The sequence below is a fragment of the Kitasatospora setae KM-6054 genome, assembly GCF_000269985.1.
Lineage (GTDB): Bacteria > Actinomycetota > Actinomycetes > Streptomycetales > Streptomycetaceae > Kitasatospora > Kitasatospora setae.
On record NC_016109.1, the window covers coordinates 1041528 to 1056976 of the forward strand.

General features: G+C 76.9%; 12 protein-coding genes. 7 read left to right on the forward strand and 5 right to left on the reverse strand.

The window, feature by feature from the left end:
* The first annotated feature begins 76 nt into the window (after positions 1 to 76).
* From KSE_RS04545 to KSE_RS04560, 4 genes are all read left to right on the forward strand, one after another.
* Positions 77 to 1183 carry an ATP-binding protein gene (locus tag KSE_RS04545; RefSeq protein ID WP_014134094.1) on the forward strand — a complete coding sequence of 369 codons (1107 nt, stop codon included), beginning with the start codon at positions 77 to 79 and terminating at the stop codon, positions 1181 to 1183.
* A complete protein-coding gene (locus tag KSE_RS44235) occupies positions 1183 to 4794 on the forward strand; it encodes a DUF5682 family protein (protein ID WP_014134095.1) in 3612 nt (1203 codons plus the stop codon). The genes KSE_RS04545 and KSE_RS44235 overlap by 1 nt, the downstream gene beginning before the upstream one ends.
* Positions 4791 to 6905 (forward strand): hypothetical protein, encoded by a 2115-nt coding sequence (locus tag KSE_RS38115; RefSeq protein WP_014134096.1) that lies wholly within the window; start codon positions 4791 to 4793, stop codon positions 6903 to 6905. Before KSE_RS44235 ends, KSE_RS38115 begins: the two co-directional genes overlap by 4 nt.
* Positions 6906 to 6984: 79 nt before the next feature.
* Positions 6985 to 7536, forward strand: a complete 552-nt coding sequence (locus KSE_RS04560; RefSeq protein WP_014134097.1) for a hypothetical protein — start codon at positions 6985 to 6987, stop codon at positions 7534 to 7536.
* A 23-nt stretch (positions 7537 to 7559) separates the two neighbouring features.
* Here KSE_RS04560 and KSE_RS04565 read toward each other — a convergent pair whose 3' ends face one another.
* Both KSE_RS04565 and KSE_RS04570 read right to left on the reverse strand, forming a co-directional pair.
* The gene (locus tag KSE_RS04565) at positions 7560 to 8114 is read right to left on the reverse strand and encodes a hypothetical protein (RefSeq protein ID WP_014134098.1); all 555 of its coding nucleotides are present in this window, start codon (positions 8112 to 8114) and stop codon (positions 7560 to 7562) included.
* 34 nt (positions 8115 to 8148) lie between these two features.
* A complete protein-coding gene (locus KSE_RS04570; RefSeq protein ID WP_148283060.1) occupies positions 8149 to 8787 on the reverse strand; it encodes a hypothetical protein in 639 nt (212 codons plus the stop codon).
* A 197-nt stretch (positions 8788 to 8984) separates the two neighbouring features.
* Between KSE_RS04570 and KSE_RS04575 the strand changes: the two genes are divergently transcribed.
* Complete coding sequence (locus tag KSE_RS04575; RefSeq protein WP_014134100.1) at positions 8985 to 9404, forward strand: YciI family protein; 420 nt, start codon at positions 8985 to 8987, stop codon at positions 9402 to 9404.
* On the forward strand, positions 9404 to 10786 hold the full coding sequence (locus KSE_RS04580) for an RNA polymerase sigma factor (protein WP_014134101.1): 1383 nt from the start codon (positions 9404 to 9406) through the stop codon (positions 10784 to 10786). The genes KSE_RS04575 and KSE_RS04580 overlap by 1 nt, the downstream gene beginning before the upstream one ends.
* 143 nt (positions 10787 to 10929) lie before the next feature.
* Here KSE_RS04580 and KSE_RS04585 read toward each other — a convergent pair whose 3' ends face one another.
* The 3 genes from KSE_RS04585 to KSE_RS04595 all read right to left on the reverse strand — a co-directional run bounded on the left by KSE_RS04585 (position 10930) and on the right by KSE_RS04595 (position 14498).
* Positions 10930 to 12642 (reverse strand): sensor histidine kinase, encoded by a 1713-nt coding sequence (locus tag KSE_RS04585; protein WP_014134102.1) that lies wholly within the window; start codon positions 12640 to 12642, stop codon positions 10930 to 10932.
* A gap of 156 nt (positions 12643 to 12798) precedes the next feature.
* Positions 12799 to 13611, reverse strand: coding sequence for an ATP-grasp domain-containing protein (locus KSE_RS04590; protein ID WP_331457812.1), 813 nt, complete (start codon positions 13609 to 13611; stop codon positions 12799 to 12801).
* A gap of 20 nt (positions 13612 to 13631) precedes the next feature.
* Entirely contained in the window at positions 13632 to 14498 is an 867-nt protein-coding gene (locus tag KSE_RS04595; RefSeq protein WP_014134104.1) for an ATP-grasp domain-containing protein, read from the reverse strand.
* A 232-nt stretch (positions 14499 to 14730) separates the two neighbouring features.
* Between KSE_RS04595 and KSE_RS04600 the strand changes: the two genes are divergently transcribed.
* Positions 14731 to 15405: an AAA family ATPase gene (locus KSE_RS04600; protein WP_014134105.1), complete on the forward strand. Its 675-nt coding sequence runs from the start codon at positions 14731 to 14733 to the stop codon at positions 15403 to 15405.
* Positions 15406 to 15449 lie beyond the last annotated feature (44 nt).

The following is a 15449-nucleotide window of genomic DNA, read 5'->3' on the forward strand; positions in this document are numbered from 1 at the left end:
GGGCGTCCGGCGGGGCTTGAGAGGATCGTTTCCGCCAGACCGGTTTTCCCCCTTGCTGCTACCCGAGGATTGCGCGATGCCCGTTCCGACCGCTGCCGCCGACCGTCCCGTCCTGCAGCGGCCGCCCGCCGAGGTGCGGTTCGCGGCGGAGTTGGCGGCGCTGCGCGAGCAGGACGCGGATCCGCGGCCGCCGGGCTGGGCGTTGAGTCTGCGGGCGGCGCGGCGGTTCGTGGTGGGTGACGAGCGGGCCGGGGTGAGCCGGAAGTTCGTGGGGAACGCGACGCTGGTGGAGCGGGCGCTGGTGACGCTGGCGACGGATCGCGGACTGATGCTGGTGGGTGAGCCGGGGACGGCGAAGTCGCTGCTGTCGGAGCTGATCGCGGCGGCGGTCAGCGGCACGTCCACGTTGACAGTGCAGGGCGGTGCGGCGACCACCGAGGACCAGATCAAGTACGGCTGGAACTACGCGCTGCTGGTCTCGGAGGGCCCGTCGACGCGTTCGCTGGTGCCCGCGCCGATGCTGAAGGGCATGGCGCAGGGCAAGGTGGTGCGGTTCGAGGAGATCACCCGCTGCCCGCTGGAGGTGCAGGACTGCCTGCTCTCGCTGCTGTCCGAACGGGTGCTGGCGGTGCCGGAGTTGGAGGGCCCGGACGGCATGGTGTTCGCGAGCGCCGGGTTCAACGTGATCGCCACGGCGAACACCCGGGACCGGGGCGTCAACGAGATGAGCGCCGCGCTCAAGCGCCGGTTCAACTTCGAGACGGTCTTCCCGATCGCCGACTTCGCCACCGAAGTCGCTCTGGTGGAGGCCGAGTCGACGGCTTTGCTGCGCCGGTCGGGTGTCGAGCCGGCCCCGGACCGGGACCTGCTGGAGGTGCTGGTGGCGACCTTCCGCGAGCTGCGGGCACCGGACGGCGGCAGCGGCGGACGGGGCGGTTCCTCGGCGGTGCTGAGCACCGCCGAGGCGGTCTCGGTGGCGCACGCGGTGGGCGTGCGCGGCTGGTTCCTGCGCCAGGAGCCGGGCAGCGCGGCCGATCTGGTGACCTGCCTGGCCGGAACTGCGGCCAAGGACAGCCCGGACGACCTGGCCCGGCTGCGGCGCTTCCTGGAGCAGCAGGCCAAGCAGCGCAAGGGCGGCCGCTGGCGCGAACTGTACGACGCCCGGCACCTGTTGGCCGACTGATGGCACGCCCCGCCCGACCGGCCGAGGCGCTCTTCCTGGGCGTCCGGCACCACTCGCCGGCCTGCGCGGCCCTGGTGGCGCGCACCATCGCCGAGGTGCGGCCCGCGCACGTGCTGATCGAGGGCCCGGCCGACCTGAACCCCCGGCTGGACGAGCTGCTGCTCGGCCACGAGCTGCCGGTCGCGGTGTTCAGCCACTACCGGGACGAGGCGCGGACGGCGACGTCCTGGGCGCCGCTGTGCGCGTACTCGCCGGAGTGGGTGGCGCTGACCGAGGGCCGGGCGGCGGGCGCGCGGGTGCGCTTCGTCGACCTGCCGGCCTGGCACGCGGCGTTCACCGACCGGGCCCGCCCGCTGGCGAACCGGTTCGCGGACTCCGAGGCCCGGTACGCGCGGGCCACCGCGCGGCTGTGCGAGGCGTTCGGCACCGACTCGCCGGACACCCTGTGGGACGGCCTGGTCGAGCTCCCCGACCAGGCCGGCCTGGCCGAACGGCTGGACGCCTACTTCGAGTTGGTGCGCGGCGACGCGGCGGCGGACGAGGGCGACGCGGCCCGCGAGGCGTACATGGCGCGCTGGGTGCGGGCCGCGCTGGCCCGGCGGGACGGGCCGGTGCTGGTGGTCACCGGCGGCTTCCACACGCCCGCGCTGCGGGCGCTGGTGGCGTCCGGCGCGCCGGAGCCCGGCTGGCCGGCGGTGCCGGAGCCGCCGGCGGGCGCGGTCGGCGGGAGCCACCTGGTGCCGTACTCCTTCGCCCAGTTGGACGCGTTCGGCGGCTACCAGGCCGGCATGCCCTCCCCCGGCTACTACCAACTGCTGTGGGAGCTGGGCCCGGTGGGCGCGGCGGACGGCCTGGTCGAGCGCGCGGTGCGGCAGTTGCGGGCGGCGAAGGTGCCGGTGTCGACGGCCGACCTGATCGCGGCCCGCACCCTCGCCGAGGGCCTGGCCGCCCTGCGCGGCCACCGGACGCGCTCGCGCGCCGACGTGCTCGACGGCCTGGTCTCCGGGCTGGTCGGTGAGGCCCTGGAGCGGCCGCTGCCCTGGCAGGAGCGCGGCCGTCCGGATGCGGGCGGCGACCCGCTGGTCCGGGCGCTGGTCGCGGCGGGCACCGGCGACCGGCGCGGCCGGCTCCACCCGGACACGCCCGCGCCGCCGCTGGTCCACGACGTGGCGGCCGAGCAGGCCGTCTGCGGCGTCGAGCCGGGCGAGGCGGCGGCGGCCGACCTGACGACGCCGGAGGGCCTGCGGCGCAGCCGCTTCCTGCACCGGCTGCGGGTGTTGGAGATCCCCGGGCACGTCCGGGCGGCCGGGCCGACCGGCGGCGGCGACCCGGTCTTCACCGAGCGCTGGGAGCCCGCCCCGGGCGGCTGGGCGCACCGGCGCGACGCCGCGCTGATCGAGGCCGGCGCGTACGGGGCCCGGCTGGCCGACGCGGCCGCCGTCGCCCTCGCCGGGCGGGCCCGCGCCGCCGACGCGGACCCGGCGGACCTCGCCGGGCTGCTGTTCGACGCCGTGCTGTGCGGCGTCGGCACGCTGGCCGGCGAACTGCTCGACACGCTGGCCGAGCGGATCGGCCGCTCCCCCGAACTCGGCGCGGTCGGCGAGGTGTTGGCCACCACCCTGGACCTGTGGCGGCATGACCGGATCTACGGGGTGGCCGCCGATCCCCGGCTCGCCGGACTGGTCGACGCCGCGCTGCACCGCGTGCTCTGGCTGGCCGAGGGCCTGCACGGCGGCACCGGCGTCGACCACGCCCGGCTGCGCGCCACCGCCGCCGCCCGCGACGCCCTCCGGCACGCCGCCGCCGTCCTCACCCTGGACCGCCCCACCGCCCTCGCCACCGCCACCCGCGTCGCCGCCGACCCGGCCGCCCCGCCCGACCTGCGCGGCGCGGCCCTCGGCCTGTGCTGGTCCCTGACCGCCGCCGAACCGGCCCCGGACGCGACCGGGCCCGTCGGGTCCGCCGGCTCCGTCGGGTTCTCGGCCGAGGCGGTCGCCCGGCAGGCTCGGGCGTGGGCCGGGCAGCCGGAGCGGTTGGGCGACTGGCTGTCGGGGGTGTTCGTGCTGGCGCGCGAGCAGTTGACGGGGCCCGCCCTGGAATCGGTCGATGACACGTCACTGTTCGATTCGCTGGACACGATCGTCACCGGGCTGCCGGACGGCGACTTCCTCTCCGGCCTGCCCGCACTACGCCAGGCGTTCGGCTACTTCCCGCCCCGCGAGCGCGAGCGGATCGCGGAGCGCCTGCTGGCCCGCCGCGGCCGCACCGGCTCGGCCCGCGCCCTGCTGCGCACCAGCGCCGACCCGGCCCTGCTCGCCCGCGCCGCCGCCCTGGAACTCGGCGTCACCGACCTACTGTCCCGCTACGGCCTGACCCCGACGGCCCCGGACGTCCCGGATACCCTCGCCCCGCCCACCGAGGCGCCGACCGCCGAGACGCCCGCCACGCCCCTGCCCCCGAGCACCACCCCGACCGCCGCCCTCCCCGACGAGGGCCTGGAGCGCTGGCGGCTGATCCTCGGCGCGGCCGCCGAGCGCTGCACCGGCGGCCTCGGCGAGCACGCGGCCGCGCGGGACGCCGCGCTGGAGTGGCTGTACGGGCGCGACCCGGAGGCGGGTCGGCGCGGGGTCCGCCGCTCCGGCGGGTCGCGGCGGGGCGGCGGCGAGGCGTCCCGGGTGACGCCGGTGGACTGGCTGGAGGACGTGCACCGGCTGTTCCCGAAGGAGACCGTGGAGCGGCTGGAGCGGGACGCGGTGGAGCGCTACGGGATCGACGAGATCGTCACCGATCCGGAGGTGCTGTCCCGGGTCGAGCCGAGCCAGTCGCTGCTGCGCGCCGTGCTGCGCACCAAGCACCTGATGAACCCCGAACTCCTCTCCCTGGCCCGCAGGTTGGTGGAGGCCGTGGTGCGCGACCTGCTGGACCGGCTGCGTCCGGAGGTGCGCCGGGCGTTCACCGGCGCGCGGGCGCCGGGCCGCAGCCGGATCCCGCTGGCCCGGGACTTCGACTTCCGTTCCACCGTGCGGGCGAACCTGGCGCACTACCAGCCGGAGCACCGGCGCCTGCTGATCGAGCGGCCGTACTTCCACACCCGGACGCGGCGCACCCTGGAGCAGTGGCAACTGGTGCTGCTGGTCGACCAGTCGGGCTCGATGGCCGGCTCGGTGATCCACTCCGCGGTGACGGCGGCCTGCCTGTGGAACCTGCCGGGGCTGCGCACCCACCTGGTGGCGTTCGACACCTCGGTGGTGGACCTGACCGAGGAGGTGGCCGACCCGGTGGAGCTGCTGATGCGGGTGCAGTTGGGCGGCGGCACGGACATCGCCCGGGCGGTGGACTACGGGGCCGGCCTGCTGGACAACCCGCGGCGCAGCATCGTGGTGCTGGTGTCGGACTTCTTCGAGGGCGGCGACCCGGGCCGACTGCTGTACGGGGTGCGGAAGTTGGTGGAGCAGGGCAGCACGGTGCTCGGGCTGGCGGCGTTGGACGAGGAGGCCGACCCGGTGTACGACCGCGAACTGGCGGCCCGGATGGTCGGGTTGGGGGCGCACGTGGGGGCGATGACGCCGGGCGCGCTGGCCGCGTTCGTGGCGGAGAAGGTGGGCCGGTGAGCGCGCCCCGGGCGGACCTGCTGGCGCTGGACGCCGACACCCTGGCCGCGCTGGCCAACCGCGGCCTGGTGAAGCGGGCGGCCCGCGAACTGGAGGCGGGCACCGGCCCGTCGACAGAGCTGGGCGCGGACGGCGAGGTGTCCGCGGTCTTCCCGGACGGCAGCCGGGCCGCGCTGCCGGCGGGCGTGCCGCTGGACGCCGGGACGTGCAGTTGCGCGGCGCCGGGAGTGTGCCGGCACCTGGTCGGGCTGGTCCTCGCCTACCAGGCGCGGCAGGACGCCCCGGTGGACGAACCGCTCCCCGAACTGCCCTGGTCGCCGACCGAGTTCGACGACGCGGCGCTGCTCACCGCGTTCGGCCGGCCGGCCCTGGCGGCGGCCCGGCGGGCCTGGGAGCGGGGCGTCCGGGTGACGGTGCAGCGGGTGGACGCCGAGCACCCGGCCCCCTCGGTGGAGCTGCCCAGCTGCACCGTCCGCTTCCCCGTCCCGCACAGCCTGAACTTCGCGCTGAGCGGCGCGACTTCGGCCCGGCACGGCGAGCTGGTGGCACTCGCGGTGTGGGCGTTCCGGTCCGCCGACGCGGACGGCACCCCGTCCGGCGCGACCCGCACGGCGGGTGGCCGCGCGGCGGCTACCGGACCGACCGCCGAACCGACCGCCGAACCGGCGGCCACAGCGCCCTCGTCCGGCGATGCCACGGCAGCCCCGGCCCGAACTCCCCGGCGTACCACCGCAGACGGCACCACCAGCACCACCGCGAAGAGCGGTGCGCGCACCGCCGCCGCCCCGCCCGCGCTCGCCGCCGTCACGGCGCTCGCCGAGGAGCTGCTGCGCACCGGTACCTCCCGGAGCGGCCCGGTGCTGCTGGCCCAACTCTCCCGTCTGGAGCGCGACCTGACGTCCGCCTCGGCGCACTGGCCGGCCGCGGCGGCGGCCGAGTTGCGGGGGCAGTTGGAGGCGTACGCGGCCCGGGACACCCGGCACGACCCGGACCGGGTGGCCGAGTTGCTGGCGGAGCTGTGCGCGCGGCACCGGGCATCGGACCGGGCGCTGGCGCTGGGCACCGGGGAGAGCGCCGTCACGCAGCTGCGCCGGACCAGACTGGTCGCGCTGGGCTGCCGGGTGTCCGGCCGGAGCGCGGCGGAGCGCGAGGTGGCGCTCTACTTCGCGCAGCCGGACGCCGCCATCGCCCTGGTGCTGCGCCGGAGTTGGACGCTGGCGGAGGGCCAGGACGGCACCGGGGCGGCGCTGGCGGCGCGGCGGCTGCTGGGCCATCCAGTGCGGGCGCTGGCGGGGGCGAACCTGGTCAGCGAGTCGGTGTCGCGCAGCGCCGGGCGGGCGGTGGCGATCGAGCGCGGCCGGATCGCGTCCACCAGCGTCACGCCGCTGGGCGGTGCCTGGGCGTCACTGCCCGCGCCGCTGCTGCTGCGCGACGCGGCGGCCCGGCTGCGCGCGCTGGGCGGGCGTCCGCCCCGGTTGGTGCGGCCGCGGATCGAAGCGGAGAACGCGCACGTGCTGGCCATCGCGGAGGTCGGCCCGCTGGGCTACGACCCGGCGCGGCAGCGCCTGGAGGCGGTGCTGCGGGACGAGTCGGGGACGGCGGTGCTGCTCTCGGCCGAGCACGACGCGCTGTGCCCGGGCCGGGTCGACGCGCTGGCGGCGGCCCTGGAGTCCGGTGCGGTGTCGCACGTCAGCGGCCTGCTCCGGCAGGAGGCGGGCCGTCCGGTGCTCGATCCGCTGGCGGTGCGCGGCGCGGACCGCCTGGTCCATCCGGACCTGGCGGCCGAGACCGACCCGCGCCCGTTCGCCGTCCTGCCGTCGGCCGGCGGTGATCCGCTGACGGAGGCGCTGGCCGCCGGCCGCACCGCGCTGGCCGAACTCGCCCGCACGGGGCTGGAGTCGGCTCTCCCGCACCGGCTCGCCCCGGCCGCCGCCCTGCTGCGCCGCACCGGTCTGCGCGGCGCGGCCGCCCTGCTGGACGCGCTGGCCGCCGACCCGGTGCCGCTCCGCTGGGCGGACGCCGCGATCCACCTGCTGACCGCTCTCGATCTGCACCAGGAGGAGGCAACCGGGCCCGGGGCCCCGGCGTCCTCCCTTCCGGCGGCCGGGTAGCGCGGCTCGCCGGACCGCTCACGAACGGGAACCGATGACTCTGCGCCGCCGCCGTCAACTTGCCTGGTCCCTGCGGGGTTTGGCGCTGCTGCTGGTCCTGGTCCACCTGTTCGGCGGGTACGGCGCCCGCTCGGGCGGGCTGGTGGAGGCGGAGCGGCTGTTCTACTACCCGGTGCAACTGCTCGGCACGGCGCTGGTCCTGGTGGTGGTCTCGCTGATCGTCGAGTTCGAGTTCCGGACCAGGAGTTCGCAGATCGGCTGCGCCATCGCCCTGGTGGCGCTGATCGGCGTCACGGCGCCGTACGCCTTCCTGATCCTGGTCTTCGGCGGCGACGGCCGGCCGGTGAAGCGGCAGGCGCACCCCGAGCACCCGGACCGGACGCTGACCGTGACCGACATCTCGGGCTCGATCGACCCGTTCTACCGGGTGGAGGTGCTGGCCGGCACCGGCTGGTCGGCCCGGCACTGGGAGCTGGGCGAGTGGGGTGAGGGCAGCGGGCACGGCTCCTACCAGAGCGCCGAGTGGTCCGGCCCGGACCGGATCACGGTCACCTCGGACGAGGAGGTCGCCGTCTTCGTCCTCGACCCGGCCACCGGCCGCCCGGGTACCGCGCAGGTCACCAGGCGCTGAACGCCCGCTCCCGGCAAGGGGTTTCAGTACCGGGTGATGGTCGGGACGTGGCAGCGGGCGGCGGAGTCGTCGGCCGAGTGCCCGGCCTCGACCCGGTAGCCGCCGCTGTCGGGGGCGTACCCGGCGAAGCTGACGGTCAGCAGGCTGGGGTGGCCGTCGACGGTGCGGGTGAAGCAGAGGCCGCCGTCCGGTTCGTCGGCGGCGGGTTCGTAGCGCCAGCCGGCGGCGACGGCCGCGCCGCGGTAGTGCTCGCGGATCCGCTCGCGCGGGCCGGGGCCGCTGTAGGCGCCGCCGGCGTACACCCAGGGGATGCCGGAGTGGTCGTCGAAGCAGCCGGACTCGGTGACCGGCCCGGACCGCCCGGCCCCGCCCCCGTTCCCGGCCTGCTCCGGGACGTCCGGCGCGGCACCGGCGGGCAGGCCGAGGGCGGTGACCGCGGCCTCCAGGCCGCGCACCCGGTCACCGCTGCCCCGGCAGCCGCGGCCGGGGGCGGACTCGTCGAAGACCCCGAACGCGTACCCGCCCGCCACCACGACCGCGATCACCGTGACCGCTCCCCACCGCACGACCCACTTCACCGGACCGCGCTCCTTCCGCTCGTCGGAACGCCCGTCAGCCGGTCGGCCGGGGCGCGGGAGTCCCGCTCTGCTCGGCCGGGTCCCCGCAGCCGGTCTCGGGGTCGTACGTGCTGTGGCCGAGGGCCAGGCGGTAGACGTCGGGACCGAGGGCGTACTCGGCCGAGGGCCAGCCGTCGGCACCGGCGCCGGACGCGGACGCGGGCCGGAAGCTCAGCGTCAGCAGGGTGGGGTGGCCCTCGGCCTGCCGGGAGAGGCACAGGCCGCCGTCGGGCCGCTCCCGGTCGAGCCGCCAGCCGTCGGCCGCGGCGGCGGTGCGGTAGAAGTCGGCGATCTCGGCGCGCGGGCCGGGGTGGCGGTAGAGCCGGGCGGAGTGCAGCCAGGGGGTGTCGAGGGAGTCGCCGCCCACGCAGGCGGTGTCGACCGGCAGGCCGGCGTGGACGGTGCCGGCGGGCCGGGTCACGAGCACCGCCCCGGGCGGCGCGGCCCTGCCGATCGCGAGGCCCTCCAGGACGGACAGCCGGTCCCGGCTGTCGGCGCAGGAGGCCCCCTTGACCTCGAACCGGTCTCCCAGCAGGGGGTTGCACCCGGACACCGCCGGCACCACCAGCACCGCCAGTACTGCCAGTACCGTCGGCGCCAGGCCCGCCCCTCGTCCGGCGATCCGTCCCGCCACCCTGGCACCACCCCTCCGCCTCCTGGAATGATCATCACTCCGGAAGCCCGCAGCCTACCGAAACCCCGGGCCGGCGCCGCTCCGGAAAAAAGATCCGGAAACTTCTCACGCCCGTGTCGATCCGCGCCCGCGCCGTTCGACCTTGGGATAGAGAGGGTCGGAGCACGGCCCGGCGAACCAGGAACGAGGAGACGGCGATGGCCAAGTACATGCTGATCATGCGGGCGACGGACGAGACCCTGGCGAAGATGATGGAGACGCCCTTCGAGCAGATGCTGGAGACGGTGGGCCGGTTCAACGAGGAGCTGATCCGGGCGGGCGTGCTGATCGCCGCCGAGGGCCTGGACGACCCGTCGCAGGGCGTGGTGGTCGACTTCGCGGGTGAGCAGCCGGTGGTCACGGACGGCCCGTACGGCGAGACGAAGGAGCTGTTCGGCGGGTTCTACCTGATCGACGTCGCCTCGAAGGAGGAGGCCGTGGAGTGGGCCAAGCGGCTCCCGGCGCTGCCGGGTTCGAAGTGCGAGGTCCGCCGGGTGCCGAGCATCGACGAGTTCCCGCAGGACAACGAGTGGGTCGCGCTGGAGCGGGCCTGGCGCGAGCGGACCGGCCAGCTCTGATGTCCCCGACCGACGACGACGGCCTGCCGGGCCCGGACCCGGGCCCGGACAAGGGCACCGGCACCGGCACCGGCACCGGCACCGGCACCGACGCGGCGGCGGTCGGCGAGCCGGCCCGGCGGGCCGTCGCGGCGGTCTGGCGGATCGAGTCCGCCCGGATCGTCGGGGCGCTGGCCCGCTACACCGGCGACTTCGCGCTCGCCGAGGACGTCGCGCAGGAGGCGCTGGCCGAGGCGCTGGTGTCCTGGTCGCGCGACGGCGCGCCCGCGAACCCGGTGGGCTGGCTGCTGGCGACCGCGCGGCGGCGGGCGATCGACGCCTTCCGCCGCCGGTCGGCGCTGGACGAGCGCTACGCGCTGCTGGCGGGGCAGCTCACCGAGGGCGGGGCGGTGACGGGCGCGGCCGCCCCGGCGGCGGACGGGCGGGACGAGCTGCCCTGGGACCCGGACCGGATCGACGACGACGTGCTGGCGCTGGTGTTCACCGCCTGCCACCCGGTGCTCGCCCCGGAGGCCCGGGTGGCGCTCACCCTGCGGGTGGTGGCGGGCCTGTCCAGCGAGGAGATCGCCCGCGCCTTCCTGGTGCCGGTGCCGACCGTGCAGGCCCGGATCACCCGGGCGAAGAAGACCATCGCGGCCGCCCGCGTCCCGTTCGCGCTGCCGCCCGCCGAGGAGCGCCGGGCCCGGCTGGGCGCGGTGCTGAGCGTGCTGTACGTGGTGTTCACCGAGGGCGCGACGGCGACGGCGGGCACCGACCTGCTCCGCACCGACCTCGCCTACGAGGCCGTCCGGCTGGCCCGGACGCTGGCCGCGCTGCTGCCCGACGAGCCCGAACCGCACGGCCTGCTGGCCCTGTTCGAGCTGACGGCGGCCCGCTTCCCGGCCCGCACCGGGCCGGACGGCGAGGCGGTGCTGCTGGAGGACCAGGACCGCACCCGCTGGGACCACGGCGCGACCCGCCGCGGCCTGGCCGCCCTCGGCCGGGCCGGCGCGATCGGCCGCGGCCTCGGGCCGTACGGGCTGCAGGCGGCGATCGCGGCCTGCCACGCGGGGGCGCCGTCGGTCGCGGAGACCGACTGGGAGCGGATCGTGCTGCTGTACGAGGCGCTCGGCCGGGTCGCGCCGTCGCCCGTGGTCGAGTTGAACCGGGCCGTGGCGGTCGCGATGGCGAGCGGCCCGGCGGACGGGCTGGCCATCGTCGACGACCTGCTCGCCACCGACCGGCTGCCCGGCTCCCACCTGCTGCCGGGCGTCCGCGGCGAACTGCTCGCCCGCCTGGGCCGCACCGCCGAGGCCCGCGCCGAGCTCGAACTCGCCGCCCGCCGCTGCCGCAACGCCCGCGAACGCGCGGTGCTGCTCCGCAAGGCGGCCGCCCTGGACTGAACGACGGCCGGGCCCCGGAGCGGCACGACCCGCACCGGCGGCACGAACCGCACCGGCAACACGACCCGACGGGCAGCACCGGAAGCACCCGACCGGCCTGGGGAGCGCGCGGCGCCGGCCCCCGCCGGGCGGGTGCCGGGCCCTCAGTGCCCGAGCGGGGCGGTCCAGTTGAGGACGGTGCCGCCGGTGGGCGGGGCGGTGACGGCGAGGGCGCCGCCGAGGGTGCGGGCGCGCTCCTCGATGTTGCGCAGGCCGCTGCGGCGGCCCTGGGCGGGGATGCCGATGCCGTCGTCCTGGACGGTGAGGGCGACCTGGCCGCCGGCCGCCTGGAGGGTGACCTCGACCCGGCCGGCCCTGGCGTGCCGGGCGGCGTTGCTGAGCGCCTCGCCGAGGACGGCGACCAGGTGGTCGGCGACGGCGGGCGGCACGTCGGTGTCGAGCAGGCCCTCCATGCTGAGCCGGGGCGCGAAGCCGAGGGCGGCCTGGGCCTCCTCGACCACGTGCACGGCGCGGGCCCGCAGGCCCTGTCCGGCGCCGGCCTCGCGGACCCGCAGGCCGAAGATCGTCGACCGGATGATCTTGATGGTCTCGTCCAGGTCGCCGACCGCCCGCAGCACCCGGTCGGACGCCCCGGGGTGGTCGATGAACCGGGACGCGCTCTGCAGCGTCATGCCGGTCGCGAACAGCCGCTGGATGGCCAGGTCGTGCAGGTCGCGGGCGATCCGGTCGCGGTCCTCCAGGACGGCCAACTGCTCGGCGTCGCGCCGTCGTTCGGCCAGTTCCAGGGCGAGCGCGGCCTGGTCGGCGAAGCCCAGCAGCGGGTCGGTCTCGCGCTCGGTGAACTCGGGCTCGCCGCTGCCGCGGACCAGCAGCAGCACCCCCTCGGTGTGGCCCTCGGCCCGTCCCAGCGGCACCGCGACGGCCGGGCCCATGCCCTCGAAGCGCGGCACGCAGCCGGGGTAGCGGGCGTCCCCCGCCAGGTCGGGCGAGGTCACCGGGAAGCCGGCCGCGCACGCCGCGCCGGAGATCGTGCCCTCCAGCGCGACGTCCAGCCCGACCCGGCCGTTGACGTCGCCGCCGAGCGCCAGCTCGATCCGCAGTCCGCTGCCGTCGGGCAGCGCGGTCAGCACCTCGGCGAGCTTCGCGCCGGAGATGTCGCAGGCCCGCTGGGCGATCAGCTCCACCACCTGGGTACGCGAACTCCCGGACAGCAGACGGCGGTTGATCTCGGCGGTGGCGGTCAGCCAGCGCTGCCTGCGCTGCGCCTCCTCGTACAGCCGGGCGTTGTCGATGGCGACTCCGGCGGCCACCGCGAGGGTGGCGATCACCGACTCGTCGTCGTCGTCGAAGCCGGCCGCGCCGCGCTTGTCGGTCAGGTAGATGTTGCCGAACACCTCGTCGCGGACCCGGACCGGCAGGCCCAGGAAGGTCCGCATCTCGGGGTGGTGGGCGGGGCAGCCGGTGGACGCCGGGTGCCGCTTGAGGTCCTCCAGGCGCAGCGGCTGCGGGTGCCGGATGAGTTCGCCGAGCAGGCCCTTCCCGGTGGGGTAGGGGCCGATCAGGGCGATCTCCTCCTCGGTCAGGCCGACCGTGATGAACTGCGAGAGGGTGTCGCCGTCCGGGCCGATGATGCCGAGCGCCGCGTACTTGGCGTCGGCGAGGACGGCCGCGGCCTCCACGATCCGGCGCAGCACCTGGGTCAGTTCCAGCTCCCGGCCGACCGACAGGACGGCCTCCAGCAGGCTGTGCACCCGGTCCCGGGTGCCCCGGGCCACGTCGATGCGGGCCTGCAGCTCGGCCAGCAGCTCGTCCAGCCTCAGCTGCGGGAGCCGCGACCGCGGTTCCTCCTGGCGCACCGCGTTCCTCCTCGTCCCGGTCCCTGTCGCCGATTCTCGCAGACGCCCGGGGCCGGGTGGACCAACGGGGTGCGAATGCGATAGGCCGGAACCGGCAGGTCATGGCGCACGGGCGCGCGGCCGGAGCGGCGCCGCCCCGGCCCGGGGCGGCCGGGTTCAGCGGCGGGCGGTGCGCAGCACGAGCGCGGCGAGCGCCTCGGGGGCGCCCGGCTGGTGGCGGACGCCGGGGAAGGCGTTGACGTCGACGGCGACCGGGCCGTCCGGGCCGGGCAGCAGGTCGACGCCGTACACCTGGAGGCCGAAGGCGGGCCCGGCGGCGAGGGCGAGGGCGCGTTCCCGCTCGTCGGGGGTCCAGGGGCGGCGTTCGGGGGCGCCGTCGGCGAGTTCGGAGCGGCGCTGCTCGGCGAAGACCCGGTCGCCGACCACCCAGACCTTGCGGTCCCAGCCGTCGCCGCCCACCGGGCGCTGGGTGAGCACCGGTTCGCCGGGCCACCGCGCGGCGAGCGCGCGCCACCGCTCGGCGGTGTCGGCGCGGGCCACCAGGTCGTCCTTGCGGCTGTGCCGGCTCTTCACCACCACCGGCCGTCCGTCCCAGCGGAGTTCGCCGAGGACGCCGAGGGCGAGGGTGGGCGCGAAGGGCAGGCCGGCGGCCCGGGCGGTGCGCTCCATCAGGTCGCGGTCCTGGCAGTCCCGGGTCGCCTCGGGCGAGTTGAGGACGGCCGCGCCCGACTCCCGGTACGCGGCGGCGCGTTGGAGCGCCTCGGGGCTCCGGGCCTTGAGCAGGACGACGTCCGCCGGTTCGCCGTCCGGGACGAACAGGTGCCCGTCCGCCTCCAGGAGGGCGCGGGCGCCGGCCAGCAGCGGGTGGCCGGGCTCGCGGGCGACCAGCGCGACCCGCACCGCGCCCGGGCGTGCGGTCGCCGGGCGGTGCCGGCCGGCGGTCGCCGGGCGGTCCGGGCGCACGGTCACCGGGCGGTCCGGGCGCACGGTCACCGGGCGGCCCGGGCGTCGCTGAGCAGCTGGCCGGCGGCGGGCGTCGGCCAGGACGAGCCGGTGCGGGCGAGCCGGACCACCGCGTCGGCCACCCGCTCGACGGCGCGCGGGACTTGGCGGAAGCTCGGGAAGTCGTTGATGTCGACGACCACCGGGCCGTCCGGGCCGATCAGCACGTCCAGCCCGTACAGGTCGAGGCCGAACACCTCGCCGACCTGCGCGGCCAGCGCGGCGACCTCGCGCGGGATCGGCACCGGGCGCTCCACGGCGGGGTGGTGCGGGTGCAGCGGCGAGGTGCGCCGGGTGGCGAAGAACTCGCCGCCCGCGCAGTACACCTTCAGGTCGCAGCCGTCGTTCGGGACGTAGGGCTGGGCGATCAGCAGGCCGCCGTCCGCGGGGGCGGTCAACTCGGCGAGCTGATCGGGGTGTTCGATCAGGTGGACGGCGCGGCCGGAGGAGCCGTCGGCGGGCTTGACCACCAGCGGGTAGCGGCGCGCGGCGACCGCCGCGAACGCGGCCGGGTCGGCGGCGGCCCAGGTCCGCGGCATCGGCAGGCCGTGCAGCGCGGCGACCACGGCGGCCTGCGCCTTGTCCCGCACCGGGCGGATCGCCCGGGCGTCGTTGACGGTGGTCAGGCCGGCCGCGGCGGCGGACTCCAGCAGGCCGAGGCCCGGTCCGCCGGAGACGGTCTTCAGCACCCAGGCGTCGTGCTTGCCCGCGCGCACCAGCTTGGCGAGGTCGAGCAGGTCGGCGCCCGGCCGCAGTACGTCGACCCGGTGACCGGTGGCCCGCAGGTGGTCGACCACCGCCAACGGCATGCCGTCGTTGCGGTAGTGCTCCTCCACCAGGAAGCAGAACCTCATGTGACCCACGTGCCCCCACCCCATTCCCACTGTTCCCCTCCGCCCCCGCCGGACTCCCCCGGGGCGGATCGCATCGGACCACCCTCCCACGGATCATCCGCCGGATTTCACCCAGGGTGTCCGGGAACGGATACAGCAGGGTCACAGCCGGGTCGCCGGGCGGCTGGAACCGCCGGGCCCGGGCATGACGTTCACATGACGCCCCCTTGGCACACTCTTTGAGGAGGACCGTGTGCACCCGCTGCTGCGACCGCACGCCCGGCACGACCTGACCGACCGTCCCGCCCCGGCCCGGCTGGCCTACCCGGCGGACGACGTGCTGGTGGTCTCCGGCCTGCCCGGCAGCGGCAAGAGCACCCTGATGCGGCGCTGCGCCCGCGTCCGGGTGATCGACTCCCAGCACACCCGGGCCGCCTTCGCCCGCGCCCTGCCCCGCGTCCCGTACGCGCTGTACCGGCCGCTGGTCCGGATCGCCCACTACCGGGGGCTGCGCGCGGCGGTGCGGGCCGGCGGCCCGCTGGTGGTGCACGACTGCGGCACCCTGCCGTGGGTCCGCCGCGCCCTGGCCCGGGCCACCGCCCGGCAGGGCCGCCGGCTGCACCTGCTGCTGCTCGACGCCAGCCCCGCCGAGGCCGCCGACGGCCAACTCCGGCGCGGGCGACGGGTCTCCCGGTACGCCTTCGCCCGCCACCGCCGCGCCTGGGGCGCCCTGCGGGCCCTGGCCACCGCCGACGGCCCGCTGCCACCCGGCCTGGCCTCCGCCGTCCTGCTCCCGCGCGAGGCCGCCGCCCGCCTCCGCGCGATCGAGTTCACCCCCGCCCCGCAGGTGCCCGCCCCGCAGCTCCCCGCCCCGCAGGTGCCCGCGCCGCGCCTCGGCGCCGCCCCCCGGGTTGCGGCGAACGGCTGAGCCGCCCCGCGCGTCGCCCGCCCCCGCACCCGCCCCTGGCTACT

What these genes read in the sequence shown, in the direction of transcription:
- KSE_RS04545 (WP_014134094.1), top strand. Translation starts at nt 77, where the DNA reads ATGCCCGTTCCGACCGCTGCCGCCGACCGTCCCGTCCTGCAGCGGCCG.
- KSE_RS44235 (WP_014134095.1), top strand. Translation starts at nt 1,183, where the DNA reads ATGGCACGCCCCGCCCGACCGGCCGAGGCGCTCTTCCTGGGCGTCCGG.
- KSE_RS04575 (WP_014134100.1), top strand. Translation starts at nt 8,985, where the DNA reads ATGGCCAAGTACATGCTGATCATGCGGGCGACGGACGAGACCCTGGCG.
- KSE_RS04580 (WP_014134101.1), top strand. Translation starts at nt 9,404, where the DNA reads ATGTCCCCGACCGACGACGACGGCCTGCCGGGCCCGGACCCGGGCCCG.
- KSE_RS04595 (WP_014134104.1), bottom strand. Translation starts at nt 14,498, where the DNA reads ATGAGGTTCTGCTTCCTGGTGGAGGAGCACTACCGCAACGACGGCATG.